Source organism: Rhodococcus sp. 1R11 (assembly GCF_004563845.1).
In the GTDB taxonomy this organism is placed as follows: Bacteria; Actinomycetota; Actinomycetes; order Mycobacteriales; family Mycobacteriaceae; genus Rhodococcoides.
In genome coordinates, this window is the sequence record NZ_SPNG01000001.1 from 597233 (window position 1) to 611398 (window position 14166).

General features: G+C 66.2%; 17 protein-coding genes. 6 read left to right on the top strand and 11 right to left on the bottom strand.

Annotated features, from left to right (window positions below; all coding sequences use genetic code 11):
- Positions 1–265: 265 nt before the first annotated feature.
- The 4 genes from hpt to dacB are packed head-to-tail and all read right to left on the bottom strand — an operon-like array spanning position 266 to position 4242.
- Positions 266–817 carry a hypoxanthine phosphoribosyltransferase gene (hpt, locus tag E4P29_RS02990; RefSeq protein ID WP_027494374.1) on the bottom strand — a complete coding sequence of 184 codons (552 nt, stop codon included), beginning with the start codon at positions 815–817 and terminating at the stop codon, positions 266–268.
- Positions 818–828: 11 nt separating this feature from the next.
- Positions 829–1827, bottom strand: coding sequence for a tRNA lysidine(34) synthetase TilS (gene tilS, locus E4P29_RS02995; RefSeq protein ID WP_135041718.1), 999 nt, complete (start codon positions 1825–1827; stop codon positions 829–831).
- Positions 1799–2875: a zinc-dependent metalloprotease gene (locus E4P29_RS03000; protein WP_135041720.1), complete on the bottom strand. Its 1077-nt coding sequence runs from the start codon at positions 2873–2875 to the stop codon at positions 1799–1801. Before E4P29_RS03000 ends, tilS begins: the two co-directional genes overlap by 29 nt.
- The gene (gene dacB, locus E4P29_RS03005; RefSeq protein WP_135041925.1) at positions 2872–4242 is read right to left on the bottom strand and encodes a D-alanyl-D-alanine carboxypeptidase/D-alanyl-D-alanine-endopeptidase; all 1371 of its coding nucleotides are present in this window, start codon (positions 4240–4242) and stop codon (positions 2872–2874) included. The genes E4P29_RS03000 and dacB overlap by 4 nt, the downstream gene beginning before the upstream one ends.
- Positions 4243–4420: 178 nt before the next feature.
- Here dacB and E4P29_RS03010 point away from each other — a divergent pair, with 178 nt between their 5' ends.
- Together E4P29_RS03010 and E4P29_RS03015 are read left to right on the top strand one after the other, a co-directional pair.
- Complete coding sequence (locus tag E4P29_RS03010; RefSeq protein WP_027494378.1) at positions 4421–4912, top strand: inorganic diphosphatase; 492 nt, start codon at positions 4421–4423, stop codon at positions 4910–4912.
- Positions 4913–4976: 64 nt separating this feature from the next.
- A complete protein-coding gene (locus E4P29_RS03015) occupies positions 4977–5435 on the top strand; it encodes a PAS domain-containing protein (protein WP_135041730.1) in 459 nt (152 codons plus the stop codon).
- A gap of 61 nt (positions 5436–5496) precedes the next feature.
- Here the strand turns inward: E4P29_RS03015 and E4P29_RS03020 are convergent, their stop codons facing one another.
- The 3 genes from E4P29_RS03020 to E4P29_RS03030 all read right to left on the bottom strand — a co-directional run bounded on the left by E4P29_RS03020 (position 5497) and on the right by E4P29_RS03030 (position 7997).
- On the bottom strand, positions 5497–6573 hold the full coding sequence (locus tag E4P29_RS03020; protein WP_135041732.1) for a GGDEF domain-containing protein: 1077 nt from the start codon (positions 6571–6573) through the stop codon (positions 5497–5499).
- A gap of 130 nt (positions 6574–6703) precedes the next feature.
- Positions 6704–7168: a MarR family transcriptional regulator gene (locus tag E4P29_RS03025; RefSeq protein ID WP_135041734.1), complete on the bottom strand. Its 465-nt coding sequence runs from the start codon at positions 7166–7168 to the stop codon at positions 6704–6706.
- Position 7169: 1 nt separating this feature from the next.
- Complete coding sequence (locus tag E4P29_RS03030) at positions 7170–7997, bottom strand: crotonase/enoyl-CoA hydratase family protein (protein WP_135041736.1); 828 nt, start codon at positions 7995–7997, stop codon at positions 7170–7172.
- A 120-nt stretch (positions 7998–8117) separates the two neighbouring features.
- On the opposite strand from E4P29_RS03030, the gene E4P29_RS03035 reads away from it, so the two are divergent.
- Positions 8118–8615: a 2-oxo-4-hydroxy-4-carboxy-5-ureidoimidazoline decarboxylase gene (locus tag E4P29_RS03035; protein WP_135041738.1), complete on the top strand. Its 498-nt coding sequence runs from the start codon at positions 8118–8120 to the stop codon at positions 8613–8615.
- Positions 8616–8626: 11 nt separating this feature from the next.
- Here the strand turns inward: E4P29_RS03035 and E4P29_RS03040 are convergent, their stop codons facing one another.
- Positions 8627–8851 carry a DUF6480 family protein gene (locus E4P29_RS03040; RefSeq protein WP_027494384.1) on the bottom strand — a complete coding sequence of 75 codons (225 nt, stop codon included), beginning with the start codon at positions 8849–8851 and terminating at the stop codon, positions 8627–8629.
- A gap of 28 nt (positions 8852–8879) precedes the next feature.
- Positions 8880–9524, bottom strand: a complete 645-nt coding sequence (locus E4P29_RS03045; protein ID WP_209205274.1) for a TetR/AcrR family transcriptional regulator — start codon at positions 9522–9524, stop codon at positions 8880–8882.
- 90 nt (positions 9525–9614) lie between these two features.
- Here E4P29_RS03045 and E4P29_RS03050 point away from each other — a divergent pair, with 90 nt between their 5' ends.
- The 3 genes from E4P29_RS03050 (at position 9615) to E4P29_RS03060 (ending at position 12153) form a co-directional block, all read left to right on the top strand.
- Positions 9615–10610: a hypothetical protein gene (locus E4P29_RS03050; protein ID WP_135041740.1), complete on the top strand. Its 996-nt coding sequence runs from the start codon at positions 9615–9617 to the stop codon at positions 10608–10610.
- A gap of 11 nt (positions 10611–10621) precedes the next feature.
- The gene (gene alc / locus E4P29_RS03055; RefSeq protein ID WP_135041742.1) at positions 10622–11593 is read left to right on the top strand and encodes an allantoicase; all 972 of its coding nucleotides are present in this window, start codon (positions 10622–10624) and stop codon (positions 11591–11593) included.
- Between the two features lie 86 nt (positions 11594–11679).
- Positions 11680–12153: a YbaK/EbsC family protein gene (locus tag E4P29_RS03060; RefSeq protein WP_032369378.1), complete on the top strand. Its 474-nt coding sequence runs from the start codon at positions 11680–11682 to the stop codon at positions 12151–12153.
- An 11-nt stretch (positions 12154–12164) separates the two neighbouring features.
- Here E4P29_RS03060 and E4P29_RS03065 read toward each other — a convergent pair whose 3' ends face one another.
- Both E4P29_RS03065 and E4P29_RS03070 read right to left on the bottom strand, forming a co-directional pair.
- A complete protein-coding gene (locus E4P29_RS03065) occupies positions 12165–12668 on the bottom strand; it encodes a hypothetical protein (protein ID WP_135041744.1) in 504 nt (167 codons plus the stop codon).
- 154 nt (positions 12669–12822) lie between these two features.
- Positions 12823–14154, bottom strand: a complete 1332-nt coding sequence (locus E4P29_RS03070) for an aminotransferase class V-fold PLP-dependent enzyme (protein ID WP_135041746.1) — start codon at positions 14152–14154, stop codon at positions 12823–12825.
- Positions 14155–14166 lie beyond the last annotated feature (12 nt).

Genomic DNA, 14166 nt, shown 5'->3' on the forward strand with positions numbered 1-14166 from the left:
CGCGCTGGCTGCTCCCTGCCCGCCGGATACTCCAGGCTACCGCGAGACTCGGACATCGGACTCGCTCTTACCTGGCGCTCTGCGTCCACGCGCCTGTCGGCGTCGACGCTTCTTCCCCTCCAACGACTGCACTCCCCCGGCAGTTCCCCGTATCTCGCCGCACACTATCCGCATCGATGGACCATTGCATACGTCTCGGCGCGGCAATGGTCCATTCACCGACGGTCCAGCGCAGCGACTAGGGGCGGAACCGAACCAACTCGGATCAGCTGTACACCTTGGGGTCCAGCAGACCGATGTACGGCAGATCGCGGTAGCGCTCGTTGTAGTCGAGGCCGTAGCCGACGACGAACTCGTTGGGGATGTCGAAGCCCACGTTCGCGACTTCGACGTCGACCTTGATCGCGTCGGGCTTACGCAGCAGCGTCACTACCGACAGCGAAGCCGGTGACCGGGTCGCCAGGTTGCGCTTGAGCCAGCTCAGCGTCAGACCGGAGTCGATGATGTCCTCGACGATCAGCACGTGGCGTCCGGTGATGTCGCGATCGAGGTCCTTGAGAATCCGAACGACGCCGGAGGACGACGTCGACGAGCCGTAGGAGCTCACCGCCATGAACTCGAGCTGCGCCGGGATGGGCAGGGCCCGCGCGAAGTCGGTCATGAACATGATCGCGCCCTTGAGAACGCCGACCAGCAGCAAGTCGCCTTCGGGAGCACCCTCGGGATACCGCTTGGCAATTTCCTCTGCGAGTTCCGCGGTCCGTGTTTTGATCTGTTCCTCGGAAATGAGAACCGATTCGATGTCGCCCTCGTACACGGGGTTTCCCTTCATTCGTTCTCCAGGCCGACGCTCAGCCTGCCATGCCGACGCGAGCACACCAACCTCGCCTCCGGCGTTCCCCCAGGCAGCGCAACTCCGCCCTGCCCGGTCCAGCGCACGACGAGCGCATCGACAGCTCGGATCTGACGGTCCGACAACGACGTCACACCCCGGCCGAGGAGCCAGCGCCGCACCACTCGGCGGCGGATCGCAGGGTCGGACGATTCGATCGCGGAGACGTCCAACTCGCGCGTGTTCGTATCGACGACGGCCGTGGCGATGGCGTCGAGCGCCCGGCCGTCGTCCTGCAGCTGCTCGGCCGTGCGGGCCAGAGCCGGGGCGACGCCCCCACCGAGCACGTCTTCGAGCAACGGCAGCACCTCGTGGCGTAGTCGCACCCGGGTGAAGTCCGGATCGGTGTTGTGCGGGTCCTGGAACGGTTCGAGTCCCAGCTCCCGGCACGCGGCCCGCGTCACGGCACGTCGCACCCCCAGTAGCGGTCGCCCCCACGGGTCGTCGAACGCTGCCATTCCGGCGATGGACCGAGGCCCCGAGCCACGACCGAGACCGAGCAGCACCGTCTCCGCCTGGTCGTCGAGAGTGTGCGCCACCAGTACCGAGGCAGCGCCGCGCGCGCCGTCCAATGCGTCGTATCGGGCTCGGCGAGCGGCAGCTTCCATCCCGCCCGAACCGGCCACGGTCACTGTCAGCACTCGGGCGTCGTCGACGCCCAGCAACCGGGCACGCTCGGCGGCAACTTCAGCCACCTCGGCCGATCCCGCCTGAAGCCCATGATCGACGATCAGCGCCGTCACGTTCGGAGCCTCGGCGGCCGTCGCCGCAGTGAGCGCCAGTGAATCCGCACCACCGGACAACGCCACCGCTACCGGGCCGGGATGCGCCGCCAACCAACCCCGCACTGCACGCCGAACCTCCAGCAACGCCGGAGACTCAGGCAGCGTGAATCGGTGCGAGGGCTCAGCCAAGGACTCGCGCGACCCACGCATCCGGGTCCTCGATTTCCGCCAGCAGTGGGAGCGTGTCCGGCCCGGTCCACACCGTGTTGAAGCGTTCCATTCCCACCGAGCCGACGACGTGATCCACGAACGCCTTGCCGCGTACGTACTGCGCCATCTTCGCGTCCATCCCGAGCAGTGTGCGCACGACGCGTTGCACGGGGTTGACCTTGCGTTGGCGTCGTCGGTCGAACGCGCGGCGGATCTGCACCACCGACGGCACGACGGCCGGTCCGACGGCGTCCATGACGTGGTCGGCGTGACCTTCGAGCAGTGTTCCGAGAACGAGGAGACGGTCGATCGCCTGCCGCTGCGGCTCGGGTTGGGTCGCGCGCAGCAGACCGATGATGCCTGCATCCTCGGCGGATCCGGAGGGGTTCTTCCTGGCCTTCAGAGCGCCGCTCAGCCGAGTGACAACATCGGACATCGGCTCGTCGGTGCCGTCGGAGAGCAATCCGACGTTGTCCCGCATGTACTGCCCGAGCCACGGCGCGGAGGAGAACTGCACCCGGTGGGTCACCTCGTGCAGGCACACCCAGAGCCGAAAATCACTGGGTGAGACGCGAAGTGCACGTTCGACGGCGATCACGTTGGGTGCGACCAGCAGCAGGGTGCCACTCTCTCCGGTGAACGGATCGTACTGTCCCAGAATGGCACTGGACAGGAACGCGAGCATGGCACCGGCCTGCAACCCGGCGGGCTTGCCACCGAGCAGTCCGGTCGGGGGTGCCTCGTTCTCGTCCCCGGTGAGGTGCTTCATCGACGCGGCCGCAGCTGCGATCCATCCTGCTCGATCGACCACCTGGGCGTCGGGCACCGGCAGACCATCGGCCAGGCCTGTCGTCTCCCGCACCGGCCCCTCGGCTCGAATCGATGCTGCGGCAAGCTCTTCCACGGCTGCGTCGGCGGTGTATCGCGAGGTGGCCGGGCCCGGACGGGCCAATCTCGCTCCGGCCTTCGCAGCCACCGCCCAGTCGACTGCGCCGGCGAACCCGGACGTGGCGTCGTTCTCGTCGGCGGTTGCTGTTTCGGTGCTCATCGGCAACCACACATTCTCAGGGTCGATGCCACGGCATCGAGGGCGGGTCGACTGACATCGGGTGGCCGGTCGTTGGACATCAGGGCGAACGTCAGGATCCGGCCGTCGACGTCGACGACATACCCCGCCAAAGCGCTTGCAGTGGAAAGGGTTCCGGTTTTCGCACGGACCCATCCGGCACCGGTACGGTCACCCGAGGCGTACCGATCCGACAGCGTTCCGGTGGCACCGGCGACCGGTAGGTAGTCGAGCATCGGCCGCAGCGCCGGTTGGCCGGTACCAGCGGCCGACGTCAGCACCTGATCGAGCAGACGCGCGGGAATCCTGCCGTCGACCGACAGTCCGCTCGCGTCCTGCAACGCCAGGCCGGTCATGTCGAAGCCGGCCGAGAACAGGGTCTGGCCGATGGACGCCACCGCCCCGGAAAAACTTGCCGCCGTGTTCATCTCGAGCGACAGTTCTCGGCCCACTGCTTCGGCGAGTACGTTGTCGGACCGATAGATCATCTGCTGCAACCGATTTCGCAGCGGGGCCGATTGCACCGATGCGATCTGATCGGCTCCCTCCGCCGCCTTGCCCGTCGTCACCGCAGCAGGGTCCACGCCGAGTCCCGCGGCGAGTGCACGGCCGGCATCGAGGGCAGGGGTGGTGCTGCGCGGCGATTCGTCGACTAGGGGGTCCGATCGGCCGCCGTCGAGCATGATCGGTTCGATCGGGGTGATGGATCCGGCGGCAATATCGGCCGGGAACCAGCCTTGGGCCATCGTGTCGCCGGTGTAGATGGACGTGTCGACGCTGATGCTGCGCACCGTCGTTCCGCTGCGGCGGATCTGCTCCACCAGATCGTCGATACGGGCCGCACCGGGGTAGAACCCGACGGTACCGACCGGCAGTGCGGTGAGCGTGGGGTCTCCGCCCGCGATCAGGACGATGTTTCCTTCGCCGTTGCCCTGTACGACGCGAGTGGCTACGCGGTGATCGGCGGGAAGCGCGAGCATCGCTGCCGCTGCCGTGAGCACCTTGGTCGTCGATGCGGGAGTCATGGGCGTGTCGGGATTCTGCGACCACAGGATCTCGCCGGTCTCCGCGTCGGCCACGGTTCCGGTGAACGTGCCGAGCGCGGCGTCGTCCACCACGGGTGCCAGCGCGCCTGCGAGACCGGCTGCGGTCGGCGCCGGGGCGGAGTCCGGGAACGCGGTGATCGATGGGTTCGGCAGCACCGTGTCGGGTGGAGGTGCGATCGCGGTGTCGGCACTCTGGGAGACCCTGGGCAGCACCAGAGCGGCGGTCGTGACGGCAATGACCACGACGAACACCGCACACAGCGTCAGGATCAACCGCTTCTTCCTGCGTCTACGTCCCGCCATGGGACCGAGGAATCGCCGTGTCAGCCCCGCCACCGTTCCTCCGTCATTGCCGTGGTCGTACCCATGATCATCGAGTCAACAGTATCCTCGGGTCCGGTAGCCTTGCGCCGCCACCATAGAGACATTCGCAAACCACTCGGGCCCGGTCGGGCTCGAACCAAGACAGTGAGGACTGCACGTGTCGTTCGACGTCACCATCGAGATCCCCAAGGGGCAGCGCAACAAGTACGAGGTCGACCACGTCACCGGACGTGTTCGCCTCGACCGCTACCTCTACACCGCGATGGCGTATCCGGCCGACTACGGCTTCATCGAGAACACCCTGGGCGAGGACGGCGACCCGCTCGACGCGCTGGTGCTGCTGCCCGAGTCGGTGTACCCCGGTGTGATCGTCGAGGCCCGCCCGGTGGCGATGTTCAAGATGGTCGACGAAGCAGGCGGCGACGACAAGGTGCTGTGTGTGCCGGCCGGCGACACGCGCTGGGATCACATCCAGGATCTGAGCGACGTCTCGACCTTCGAGCTGGACGCGATCAAGCATTTCTTCGTCCATTACAAGGATCTCGAACCCAACAAGCACGTCACCGGTGCAGACTGGGTCGGTCGCGCAGAAGCCGAGGCCGAAATCGCTGCGTCCTTCAAGCGTTTGACGGACAATCCGGGTCACTGATCCTTTCGGCATCACAACACCTCGTTTCGGCAGTGAGCCGACGAACCACAGTTTGGGGAGACGTATGACCGACAGCACTTCCAACGGCAATGCCGGTGATCGGCGCAATCTGGAGTCGCGGCCGATCTCCGACCCGACCCAGTTCCCCGATCTGCCGGTGACCGTCGTTCTCGACCGGATCCCCGTACCGATTCTGGCTGTCGATCCCACCGGTGCCATCGTGTTCGCGAACGAGGCCTTCGACGATCTGTTCGGACTCGACCGGACAGAACGAGAGGACTTTCACCTGCACGACATCTTCCCGGATCGAGCTCCGGAGGGCGTCAACGTCGCGGAGATGTTCCTGACCACCGTCGCCACCCGTGCGGACTCCCTGTGGCGGATGACCGACAAGACCGGTGACGTCGTTCAGGTGCGTGCCAGCAAGTCGATTCTCAGGCGCGCCGAGGACACCGTCGTGCTCGTCGCGTTGGAGGATTTCACCGACCAGCTGTGGAACGACCCGAAGAGCGCTCTGCGCTGACGGCTCGAATCGTTCTCCCCAGAACGTTTTCAGGGAACGACCAACGGTGTACACCGGCATGTCACGTGCCGGTGTACACCGTTGCTCTGTTTCCACCCGCGTGCTTCGACTCGTACATCGCTGCGTCGGCGTCGAGCAGTACGTTGTGCATCAGCTCGGCCGAGTCGTAGGCCGAAGCGGCCGCTCGCCACCGACCGGCATCGAGTACTGCGACCCCGATGCTGACCGTCACGGGTACGTCGTCGCCTGAATCGTGCACCGCCTCGCGGATGTCGTCTGCCAGGTGTTTCGCGGAGTCGGCGTCGATCGGAACGGCAATCGTGAACTCCTCACCTCCGGTGCGCGCCACGCACGGACGTCTACCGGTGACAGCGCTCAGCCGCCGCGCGGTCCGGCGAAGAACCCGGTCACCCATCGCGTGACCGAAGGTGTCGTTCACCCGCTTGAACTGGTCCAGATCGACCACCATCAAGGCCACCGATCGGTTGTCGGCCAACCTGCCCAGCATCCGCTCGAGCCGCAACTCCAGACCACGCCGGTTGAGCAGGCCCGTCAAGGAATCGGTGTTGGCGAGGTCGAGCTGGCGTTGGATGACGGCGCGAAAGGCGAGCACCGAATTGACCACGAGCACCGTGATGAAGGCCCGCGCGATGATCGAGGCCGGATCGTCCGGGCGTTTGAGGACGGCCAGTACCGCGAGCAGCAGAATGACGGCGTTGACGAACGCCGTGTGGAATTTCAATACGTTGCGGCGGGAGAAGTAGGCAATGTAGGTACCGATCACCGAGAACAGGGCGGCACCGTACAGAGCGAGGTCCCGGTCCGCGAAGGTCAGCAGTAGCCCCGACACCCCCACGTCCGCGTAGATCACGAACCATCCGGGCATGTGCGAGGCGTCCACCGAACGTAGCCACCACCACGCTCCCACCGGCAGGGTGGAGAGCAGCACGATCGTGCAGATCAGCACGGCCGTCGTGCCGACCGGACCGTCGTCCGACAGCATGATGATCGCGCCGATCACGCCGAACGACGGGACGAGGGCGGCGATGCCCCTGGCCACGCGACGCTCGAGCCGGATCGAGCCCGATCGGGGTCCGATATCGGACGACGGGGACCGTGGGTCGTGATCGGTTGGCACCGCGTTCCCTCCGTCCGTTCCGAGCAGTCCGAGCAGCCGGGGACTACGGCCTCGCGTCCCGGCCGTCGAGGCAGGGCTCGAGCGTACGGAACAGCCCGACCGTCGTCACCGAGTTCTCGGCGTCCGAGGCTCAGACGTTACCTGGGCGTTGAGTGGGCAGGTCCGGTCTGATGGTCTCGTAATCGGTCAAGAATCGGTCCAACAGAGCGACCAGCGTTTGCCGATCCTCCTGGGCCCATCCTTCGATGACTCGTCCGAGGTTCTCGGTGCGGCGTTGCTGGATGGCGGCTGCGGCTTCCTCTCCGGACGGGGTGACGGCCAGAACGAATGCCCGTCCGTCACGTTCGTCGGGCACTCGAGCGACGTGCCCTCGCTCGACCAGCTGGGCTACCTGTCTACTGACGGTGGACGGATCCGAGTTGACCATCGCGGCAAGTTCGCTGGACCGCATCGGTCCGTCGCGCAGCAGGCGGAACAGGCACACGTAGGCGGCACCGTCGACCCCGCCCGAGGACGAGATCTGCGCGATGTTCCGCTCCCGAATTCGCTGCAGCCGAACCAGCTGCGTACCCAGCTCTTCGGCGAATTCGACCATGTCAGCTACCGGTGAATTGGGCCGGACGCTTCTCGAACACCGAGGTGATGGCCTCGGTGAGATCGTGTGAGGCGAGGAAGGCCGCGTTCCACGCAGCGACGAATCTCAGCGAGTCGTCGACGCTCGCCGATCGGGAATGGTCGAGGACGGTCTTGATGCCCTGCACCACCAGGGGCGGGTTCGCAGCGATGGCCGCGGCGCAGTCGCGGGCGGCCGCGAGGACTGCGTCGTGGTCCTCGAACACGTCGTTGACCAGCCCGATCTTCTCGGCGCGCGCCGCGTCGATGTCCTTTCCGGTCAACGCGAGCTCACGCAGGTGGCCGTCACCGATGATCGCAGGGAGTCGAGCGAGGGATCCCATGTCGGCGACGATCGCGACACGCACCTCGCGGACGCTGAACTTCGCGTCGGCGCTGGCGTATCGCACGTCGGCGGCGGTGATGAGGTCGACGCCGCCACCGATGCACCAGCCCTGCACTGCGGCGACGACGGGCTTGCGGCAGTCCGCCACCGCGTTGACGGCCTTCTGCATCGTCTTGATGGTGTCGTGAAACGTCGTCCTGGGCCCGGCGAGTGCCTGGTCGGCCATCAGCGGCCCGAACGTTCCCGCCATCGCCGGCAGGTCGAGACCGTAGGTGAAGTTCCTTCCGGAGCCCGCGAGGACCACGGCCCGCACCTCGGGATCGGCATCGAGTTGGGCGAACAGTTCTGGGCATTCGCTCCAGAAATCAGGGCCCATGGCGTTGCCCTTGTTCGGCCCGAGAAGTGTCACGTGCGCGATGTGGTCTGCGATCTCCACAGAGAATGCGGTCCAGTTCCGTTCGGTCATGCCTGCGAGCCTAGCGGCAGACGCAGCCGTGCCCGCAGGGCGTGTTACGCCGAGTAACGTCTGCGCTAAGAGCCTGCTCAGCGATGGCAATGGCCGACTCGGGTCCCTCATCATTCATGCATGTTGATGCATCAGGGGTTGGGTCTCGAGACATTCAACGATCTGCCGCGTCGCAAAGCGGTACATGCGCTCTACGAGTGCTGTTGCTCGGTCGCCTGGGCCTCACGTCTCGCCGACGGCCGCCCGTACCGATCGCGGGACGAGTTGTTCGCCGCGGCGGCGGCCGAGCTGAACGAGTTGTCCGACAACGACATCGACGCCTTGGCCGCGACGCTGCCCGAACCGAACAGGATGTGCACGGCCATGGACGCAGAGTCGCGCAGCGCTCTGGGCACCGCGGCGCGCGCGTACGAAACGAAATTCGGCTGGCGCTACGTCTCGAATCTGATGATGGCTCCCGACGGTTTCGAGCCAAGGGATGTGCTGATGGAACTCGGCCATCGGCTCGACAACGACGAACGAACCGAGCGGCTGCTCATGCGTCGAGAGCTGGTCGAGATCGATCGGTTCCGCCTCGGCCGACTGTTGGGTCCCGAAGGCGGCTGGCCGCCGTACTGATTCCGCGCGGGTCAGCCGAACAGGCCGACGACTCGGCCGATCAGGCCGCCCGCGATCACGATTGCCAACAGTGCCACCAGCACGATGACGACGATCGGCATCACTCGGCTGCGCTGCGGCGGTTCGTGGTTGGGCCCACCGACTGCTGTCTCTGCTGGAGGAGTATCGCCCGGCGTCACGCTACCGCCCGCTTCGAGGCCGGCAGTCTCATCGGGTTCTGGATTCTGAGCAGTCATGAACCCGGAGTACCCGGTCGCGCATCCCTCAATCGAGCTGTGCTCTGGCTATCGCTCCGGCGAACAATTCAGTGACGGCATCGGCGATGACGGACCGGTCGATCTCCTCCGGATCCACCGAATGTTCGACGGCCAATCCGGAGATCAATGCCGCCAGTGACATCGCGAGGCGTCGAGCATCGAGGGTCTGCCCCACACCCCATTGCACCGCCCGCTCCGCGATGAGCCGTTCGAGTTCGGTGCGAAGGGCTCGACGGTCGGCGCGGTAGCGCTCGGCAATCACCGGGTCGCGGCCGGCGAGAATGCCGAACTCGACGGTCAGTAGTGGCCATCGCGGCTCGGCGACCACCCAGGACGCAATTTCGCCCCCGCCGGCTCCCGCAGCTTCTTGCGGGTCCAGATCGGATACGTGAGCCAGTACTCGGGCAGCAAGATCGAGTGAGCGCCGAGCGAGCAATTCGGCGAACAAACCCTGCTTGGAATCGAAGTTGGAGTACACGGCCCCCTTCGTGAAGCCGGCCCGGTCGGCTATGTCGGTGAGCTTGGCCGCCGCATATCCGCGCTCGGTGAACTCGTCGGCCGCTGCGGCGAGCAGCCGCTCTCGCACGTCGTTCCGCTGCGGCCTGCGCTGCGGCTGTGTCGATGACCACTCTTCTTGCTGCTCGACGTTCACGATACCTAGAGTATTGAATACCTCGGGTATCGACAAGGTTTTCGGGGATCGACGAGGTCTTCGGGTATCGACATGGTCAGGAGCACGTTCATGCGCAAGATGTCACTACTCGCCGCCGCAGTGCTGGTGCTGCAACTCGGCTTCATCCTCAGTTACGTATCGGCGTTCCATCAGCCGACTCCCCACGCAATTCCGATCGCCGTGGTGACCGAGTCCGGGCTCCCCGCCGGCCTGGACCAGCAGACCGCCGACCGCCTCGACGCCATCGACGGTGCGCCGCTCGACGCGCGTACGGCAGTGGATACCGCCGAGGTTCGCACCCTGCTCCGCGATCGGGACATCCTCGGTGCCTACGTCGTCGGCTCGAGCGGCACCGACACGCTGATCACCGCGAGCGCCGCCGGCAGCTCGGTGGCGACCGCCCTCGAATCGATCTTCACCGAGGTCGACGCCGCCCAGGGACGCCAATTCGTGGTGCGGGACGAGATCCCGGTCGGTGTGCACGACAACCGAGGATTGTCCGGCTTCTACCTGTCTGTGGGCTGGGTCGTCGGCGGCTACCTACTCGCGGCAGCCTTCGGTCTGCTCATCGGGGCACCGACGACCCGACGCGAAACCTGTGTTCACGTCGGCATTCTCGCCGCGTACTCGATTGCATCGGGCGCGCTGGGAGCACTGCTGACCACTCACGTACTCGGAACCTTTGCCGGGCACTGGTTTCCGCTCACCCTGTTGGGCACCGGCGTCGTCTTCGCCACCGGGCTGTTCACCATGGGCCTGCGCGCCCTGATCGGAGTGGCAGCGGTACCGGCGGCCATCGCACTGTTCGTCGTTCTCGGAAACCCCAGCGCTGGAGGTGCTTTCGGAGCAAACGTGCTGCCGACGCTGTACGCGTCGATCGGCCGGTGGATCACCCCGGGTATCGGCACCGAAGGAGTACGCAGCATCGTGTACTTCTCGGGTGCGGGGGTCGGCCAGCCGGTACTCGGGCTGGGTCTCTACATCCTGATCGGCGCGCTGATGATGGCTGCGGCGGCAGTTCTGCGCCGTCGTCGCAGCGTCGGTGAATCGATGCCGAGCCAGTAAAGTGGCATCTCATGACTGCCACCTTCCCTCTGCCGATGCCCGATCTCGCTGTCCGCACGCTCGGCGGCGCAGTGGTGTGGGCGAACGACGAGACGTTCGCCGAGAAGGAAAACTTGATCACCCCGGGCAAAGCCGACTACTCGACCGCGACGTTCGGACACAAGGGGCAGATCTACGACGGGTGGGAGACGCGGCGCCGACGCGAGGCCGGCTACGACGAGGCGATCGTGCGACTCGGAGCCGCCGGCATCGTGTCGGCCGTCATCGTCGATACGTCCTGGTTCACCGGCAACTACCCGCCGGAAATTTCGATCGAGGCCGCCGAGGTGACCGGATTCCCGTCGCCGACCGAGCTGTACGCGACGGAATGGACGACCATCGTTGCCCGTAGTGCCGTCGACGGCGACAGCGAGAACCGATTCGAGGTCGCGTCCGACGCCCGCTGGACGCACGTCAAACTGTCCATCTATCCGGACGGCGGAGTCGCTCGGCTGCGAGTACTGGGCCGCGGCGTCCCGGACCCGAAGTTCCTGGCCGTCGGGCCCGTCGACCTGGCCGCGCTCGAGAACGGCGCATACGTCTCGGCCTGCTCCAACATGTTCTACAGCTCCCCGAACAACCTTCTGTTCCCCGGCCCGCCGCGCTCGATGGGCGAAGGCTGGGAGACCTCGCGTCGCCGCAACGACGCCAACGACTGGGTGCAGGTCCAGCTCGCCGGCACCGGCCGTATCCGGCTGGCCGAGCTGGACACCAGTTGCTTCTTGGGCAACGCCCCCGGCGCGGCGTCCCTGCAGGGTCGGCTGGGCGACGGCGACTGGGTCGAACTGCTGCCGCGAACGACACTGCAGCCCGACACTCGGCATCGCTTCGTTCTCGATCACGACGCCCCGGTGTCGGAGGTCCGAATGGACATCTTCCCCGACGGCGGGATGGCGCGATTGAGACTGTTCGGTGATCTCGCGGGAGTGGAGCCTGCGGAATGACCCAAGGAGGCGGGAGTGGAGCCTGCGGAATGACCCAGTTGGGCAAGCTCTCTGCGTAAACGGTCGTGTGGCAATAGGGTTGGGACATGTCCCGGCTACTTCATCCGAATGCAGCCCACGTTGCCGACACCCTGATTTCTCGTGGTCATCACGGGGTGGTGGTGAACAGTCCCGAGGGCACCCACACCGCCGCCGATGCCGCAGCTGCGTTGGGCGTCGAGGTAGGTGCGATCGTGAAGTCGATGGTGTTCCTGCTCGACGACGAGCCGGTGTTGCTCCTGGTGTCCGGGGCTCACAATGTTCATCTCGAGCACACCGGTGAGCGTCTCGGCGGCACGCTCGCCCGCGCCGATCTGCGCACCGCCAAGCACGCCACCGGTCAGCCGATCGGCGGAATCGCTCCGGTGGGCCATCCGACGAACTTGGATACGTTCGTCGATCAGGACCTGGCTGCCCACCCTGAATTGTGGGCCGCGGCCGGGCACATCGACACGATCTTCCGCTCCTCGTACACCGAGTTGCTGCGCATCACCGCAGGTCTGGCGATCGACGTCACCTGAGCTCGAACGACCTACGAGGCGAGGGTCGGGGCAATTCGGGGTGCGCCGAGGACCGCGTCGACGACGTCGGTGTCGAGGCGGGTGCCGCGCGATTCGAGGAGCGGCAACACTCCCGCGACCAGGAACGTCGCCTGCCGCTCGATCTCGCCGTGTACCTGCAGCGTCACGCCGTCCGCGACGTCGGCCGCGGTGACGTCGGAGATCAAACTCGCCAGTCCCGACGGGGTACCGACGTAGCGGATGGACGACGGGCCTGCCGGCGCGTCGAGTGCGGCGAATTCCCGACGGGCCGTCCTGGCGTCGGCAGCGATGTAGATCTCGAGATCGAGGAAGACCGCGAGATTGTCGGCCGATTCACCGCGGTCGACGGATTCTGCGTGCAACCGGGCGCGTTGTTGCTGAGCTTCCCGCAGGTCCGAGGCAACGATTCTGATGGTGTTCACCTCGGGCCCGGCGGTCAGCTCGGTCCAGACGTCATCGGATTCGATGGCTACGCGGGTGTGATTGTGCGACATGAGTGGTGGTCCTGATTCGTCGGTCGGGATGCGCATGCGGTCGGAGCGGAGCCGAACTCGAACACGACCCGGACGCAGTGCGGCACAGATCGACATACCTGTTGCACCAGTGGCGATTGCCACGAAAGACGACACTCACGGTCATGACGCCATGCTAACTGTCTGTGGGGCTGCACGGGGACCCAACCCCGGCGGCCCCGTCGACCAGCGCGGGGAACGGCCGAGGGTCCGGTACGGGGTTCCACCACCCGGCTTCTTCGGCGTAATTCCATGTCGGACCGGACTCGACGAACGCCGCCAACGCGTCGACGAGTCGGTCCACGTCGGCCGAGGAACTGCCGAGACCGATACTGGCACGCACGGCGCCGTCGGCATGACCGAGCCGGCGCAGCAGCGGGTGGGCGCAGAACTTTCCGTCGCGCACTCCGATGCCGTGTTCGGCCGACAGGTACGCCGCCACTTCACCGGGATCGTGGCCGGCGACGGTGAAGGTGACGATGCCGACGACGTCGGGCGCGTCGGCCCATACCTGCAGCAGTTCGACACCGTTCAGTGCGACCAGCCCGTCCCGCAATCGACTCGACAATTCCCGCTCGTGTGTCGTCGCGGCATCCTCGTCGAACGAGGCGATGGCCTCGCATGCCGCCGCCAGCGCGGCGACCCCGAGCACGTTGGGCGTTCCTGCCTCGTGACGCTGCGGTGCGGGAGCCCAGTCGGTGTGCTCGATCGTGACACTGCGCACGGCACCGCCGCCGGCCAGGTGGGGCTCGCCCGCGTCGAGCCAATCACGGCTTCCCACAAGCACACCCGCGCCGAACGGGGCGTAGAGCTTGTGTCCGGAGAACGCCAGATAGTCCACGCCGAGTGCGGCGATGTCCACTCGGCGGTGCGGAACGAGCTGGGCGCCGTCGACGACGATCCGGGCACCGTGCCGATGCGCGAGATCGGCCAGTTGCTCGATGGGGAGCACTTCGCCGGTGACGTTCGATGCACCCGTGATGGCCAGTAGCGCAGCGGGTTTCGCAGCCAGTTCGGCGTCGAGCCGGGCGAGCGTCTCGGCCAGCGTCGATGCTGCCACCACCACTCGGCGATTGCGCCACGGAAGGAGGTTGGCGTGGTGTTCGATGTCGAGCACCACGGTCTCCCCCGGCACGCACGCGGCCAGCAGATTGAGCGAATCGGTGGTGTTACGCGTGAATACGACCACTGAATTCGCTTGTGCACCAACGAACTCGGCCACGGTCTCGCGCGCCTTCTCGTACGCCGCGGTGCACACCCGAGACGCGTAGCCGGCCCCGCGGTGCACGCTCGAGTAGAACGGGAGCAACTCCGCGATCCGATCGGTCACCGCGGACAGCGCCGGCGCGCTGGCCGCGTAATCGAAGTTGGCGTAGGTGCACGTGCCGCCGTGAACCAGCGGAACCTGCAACTCCGTGCCGGAAACAGGGGCAAAAGGAGCACAGGGACGGGAAAGTACAGACGTCATGACAGATCAAGC

Coding starts and splice junctions, on each gene's coding strand:
- E4P29_RS03030 (WP_135041736.1), bottom strand. CDS start 7,997: ATGACCGAACGGAACTGGACCGCATTCTCTGTGGAGATCGCAGACCAC.
- E4P29_RS03050 (WP_135041740.1), top strand. CDS start 9,615: ATGCGCAAGATGTCACTACTCGCCGCCGCAGTGCTGGTGCTGCAACTC.
- E4P29_RS03025 (WP_135041734.1), bottom strand. CDS start 7,168: ATGGTCGAATTCGCCGAAGAGCTGGGTACGCAGCTGGTTCGGCTGCAG.
- E4P29_RS03000 (WP_135041720.1), bottom strand. CDS start 2,875: ATGAGCACCGAAACAGCAACCGCCGACGAGAACGACGCCACGTCCGGG.
- tilS (WP_135041718.1), bottom strand. CDS start 1,827: ATGCGTGGGTCGCGCGAGTCCTTGGCTGAGCCCTCGCACCGATTCACG.
- alc (WP_135041742.1), top strand. CDS start 10,622: ATGACTGCCACCTTCCCTCTGCCGATGCCCGATCTCGCTGTCCGCACG.
- E4P29_RS03015 (WP_135041730.1), top strand. CDS start 4,977: ATGACCGACAGCACTTCCAACGGCAATGCCGGTGATCGGCGCAATCTG.
- E4P29_RS03035 (WP_135041738.1), top strand. CDS start 8,118: ATGTTGATGCATCAGGGGTTGGGTCTCGAGACATTCAACGATCTGCCG.
- E4P29_RS03070 (WP_135041746.1), bottom strand. CDS start 14,154: ATGACGTCTGTACTTTCCCGTCCCTGTGCTCCTTTTGCCCCTGTTTCC.
- E4P29_RS03040 (WP_027494384.1), bottom strand. CDS start 8,851: ATGACTGCTCAGAATCCAGAACCCGATGAGACTGCCGGCCTCGAAGCG.
- dacB (WP_135041925.1), bottom strand. CDS start 4,242: ATGGCGGGACGTAGACGCAGGAAGAAGCGGTTGATCCTGACGCTGTGT.
- E4P29_RS03060 (WP_032369378.1), top strand. CDS start 11,680: ATGTCCCGGCTACTTCATCCGAATGCAGCCCACGTTGCCGACACCCTG.
- E4P29_RS03065 (WP_135041744.1), bottom strand. CDS start 12,668: ATGTCGCACAATCACACCCGCGTAGCCATCGAATCCGATGACGTCTGG.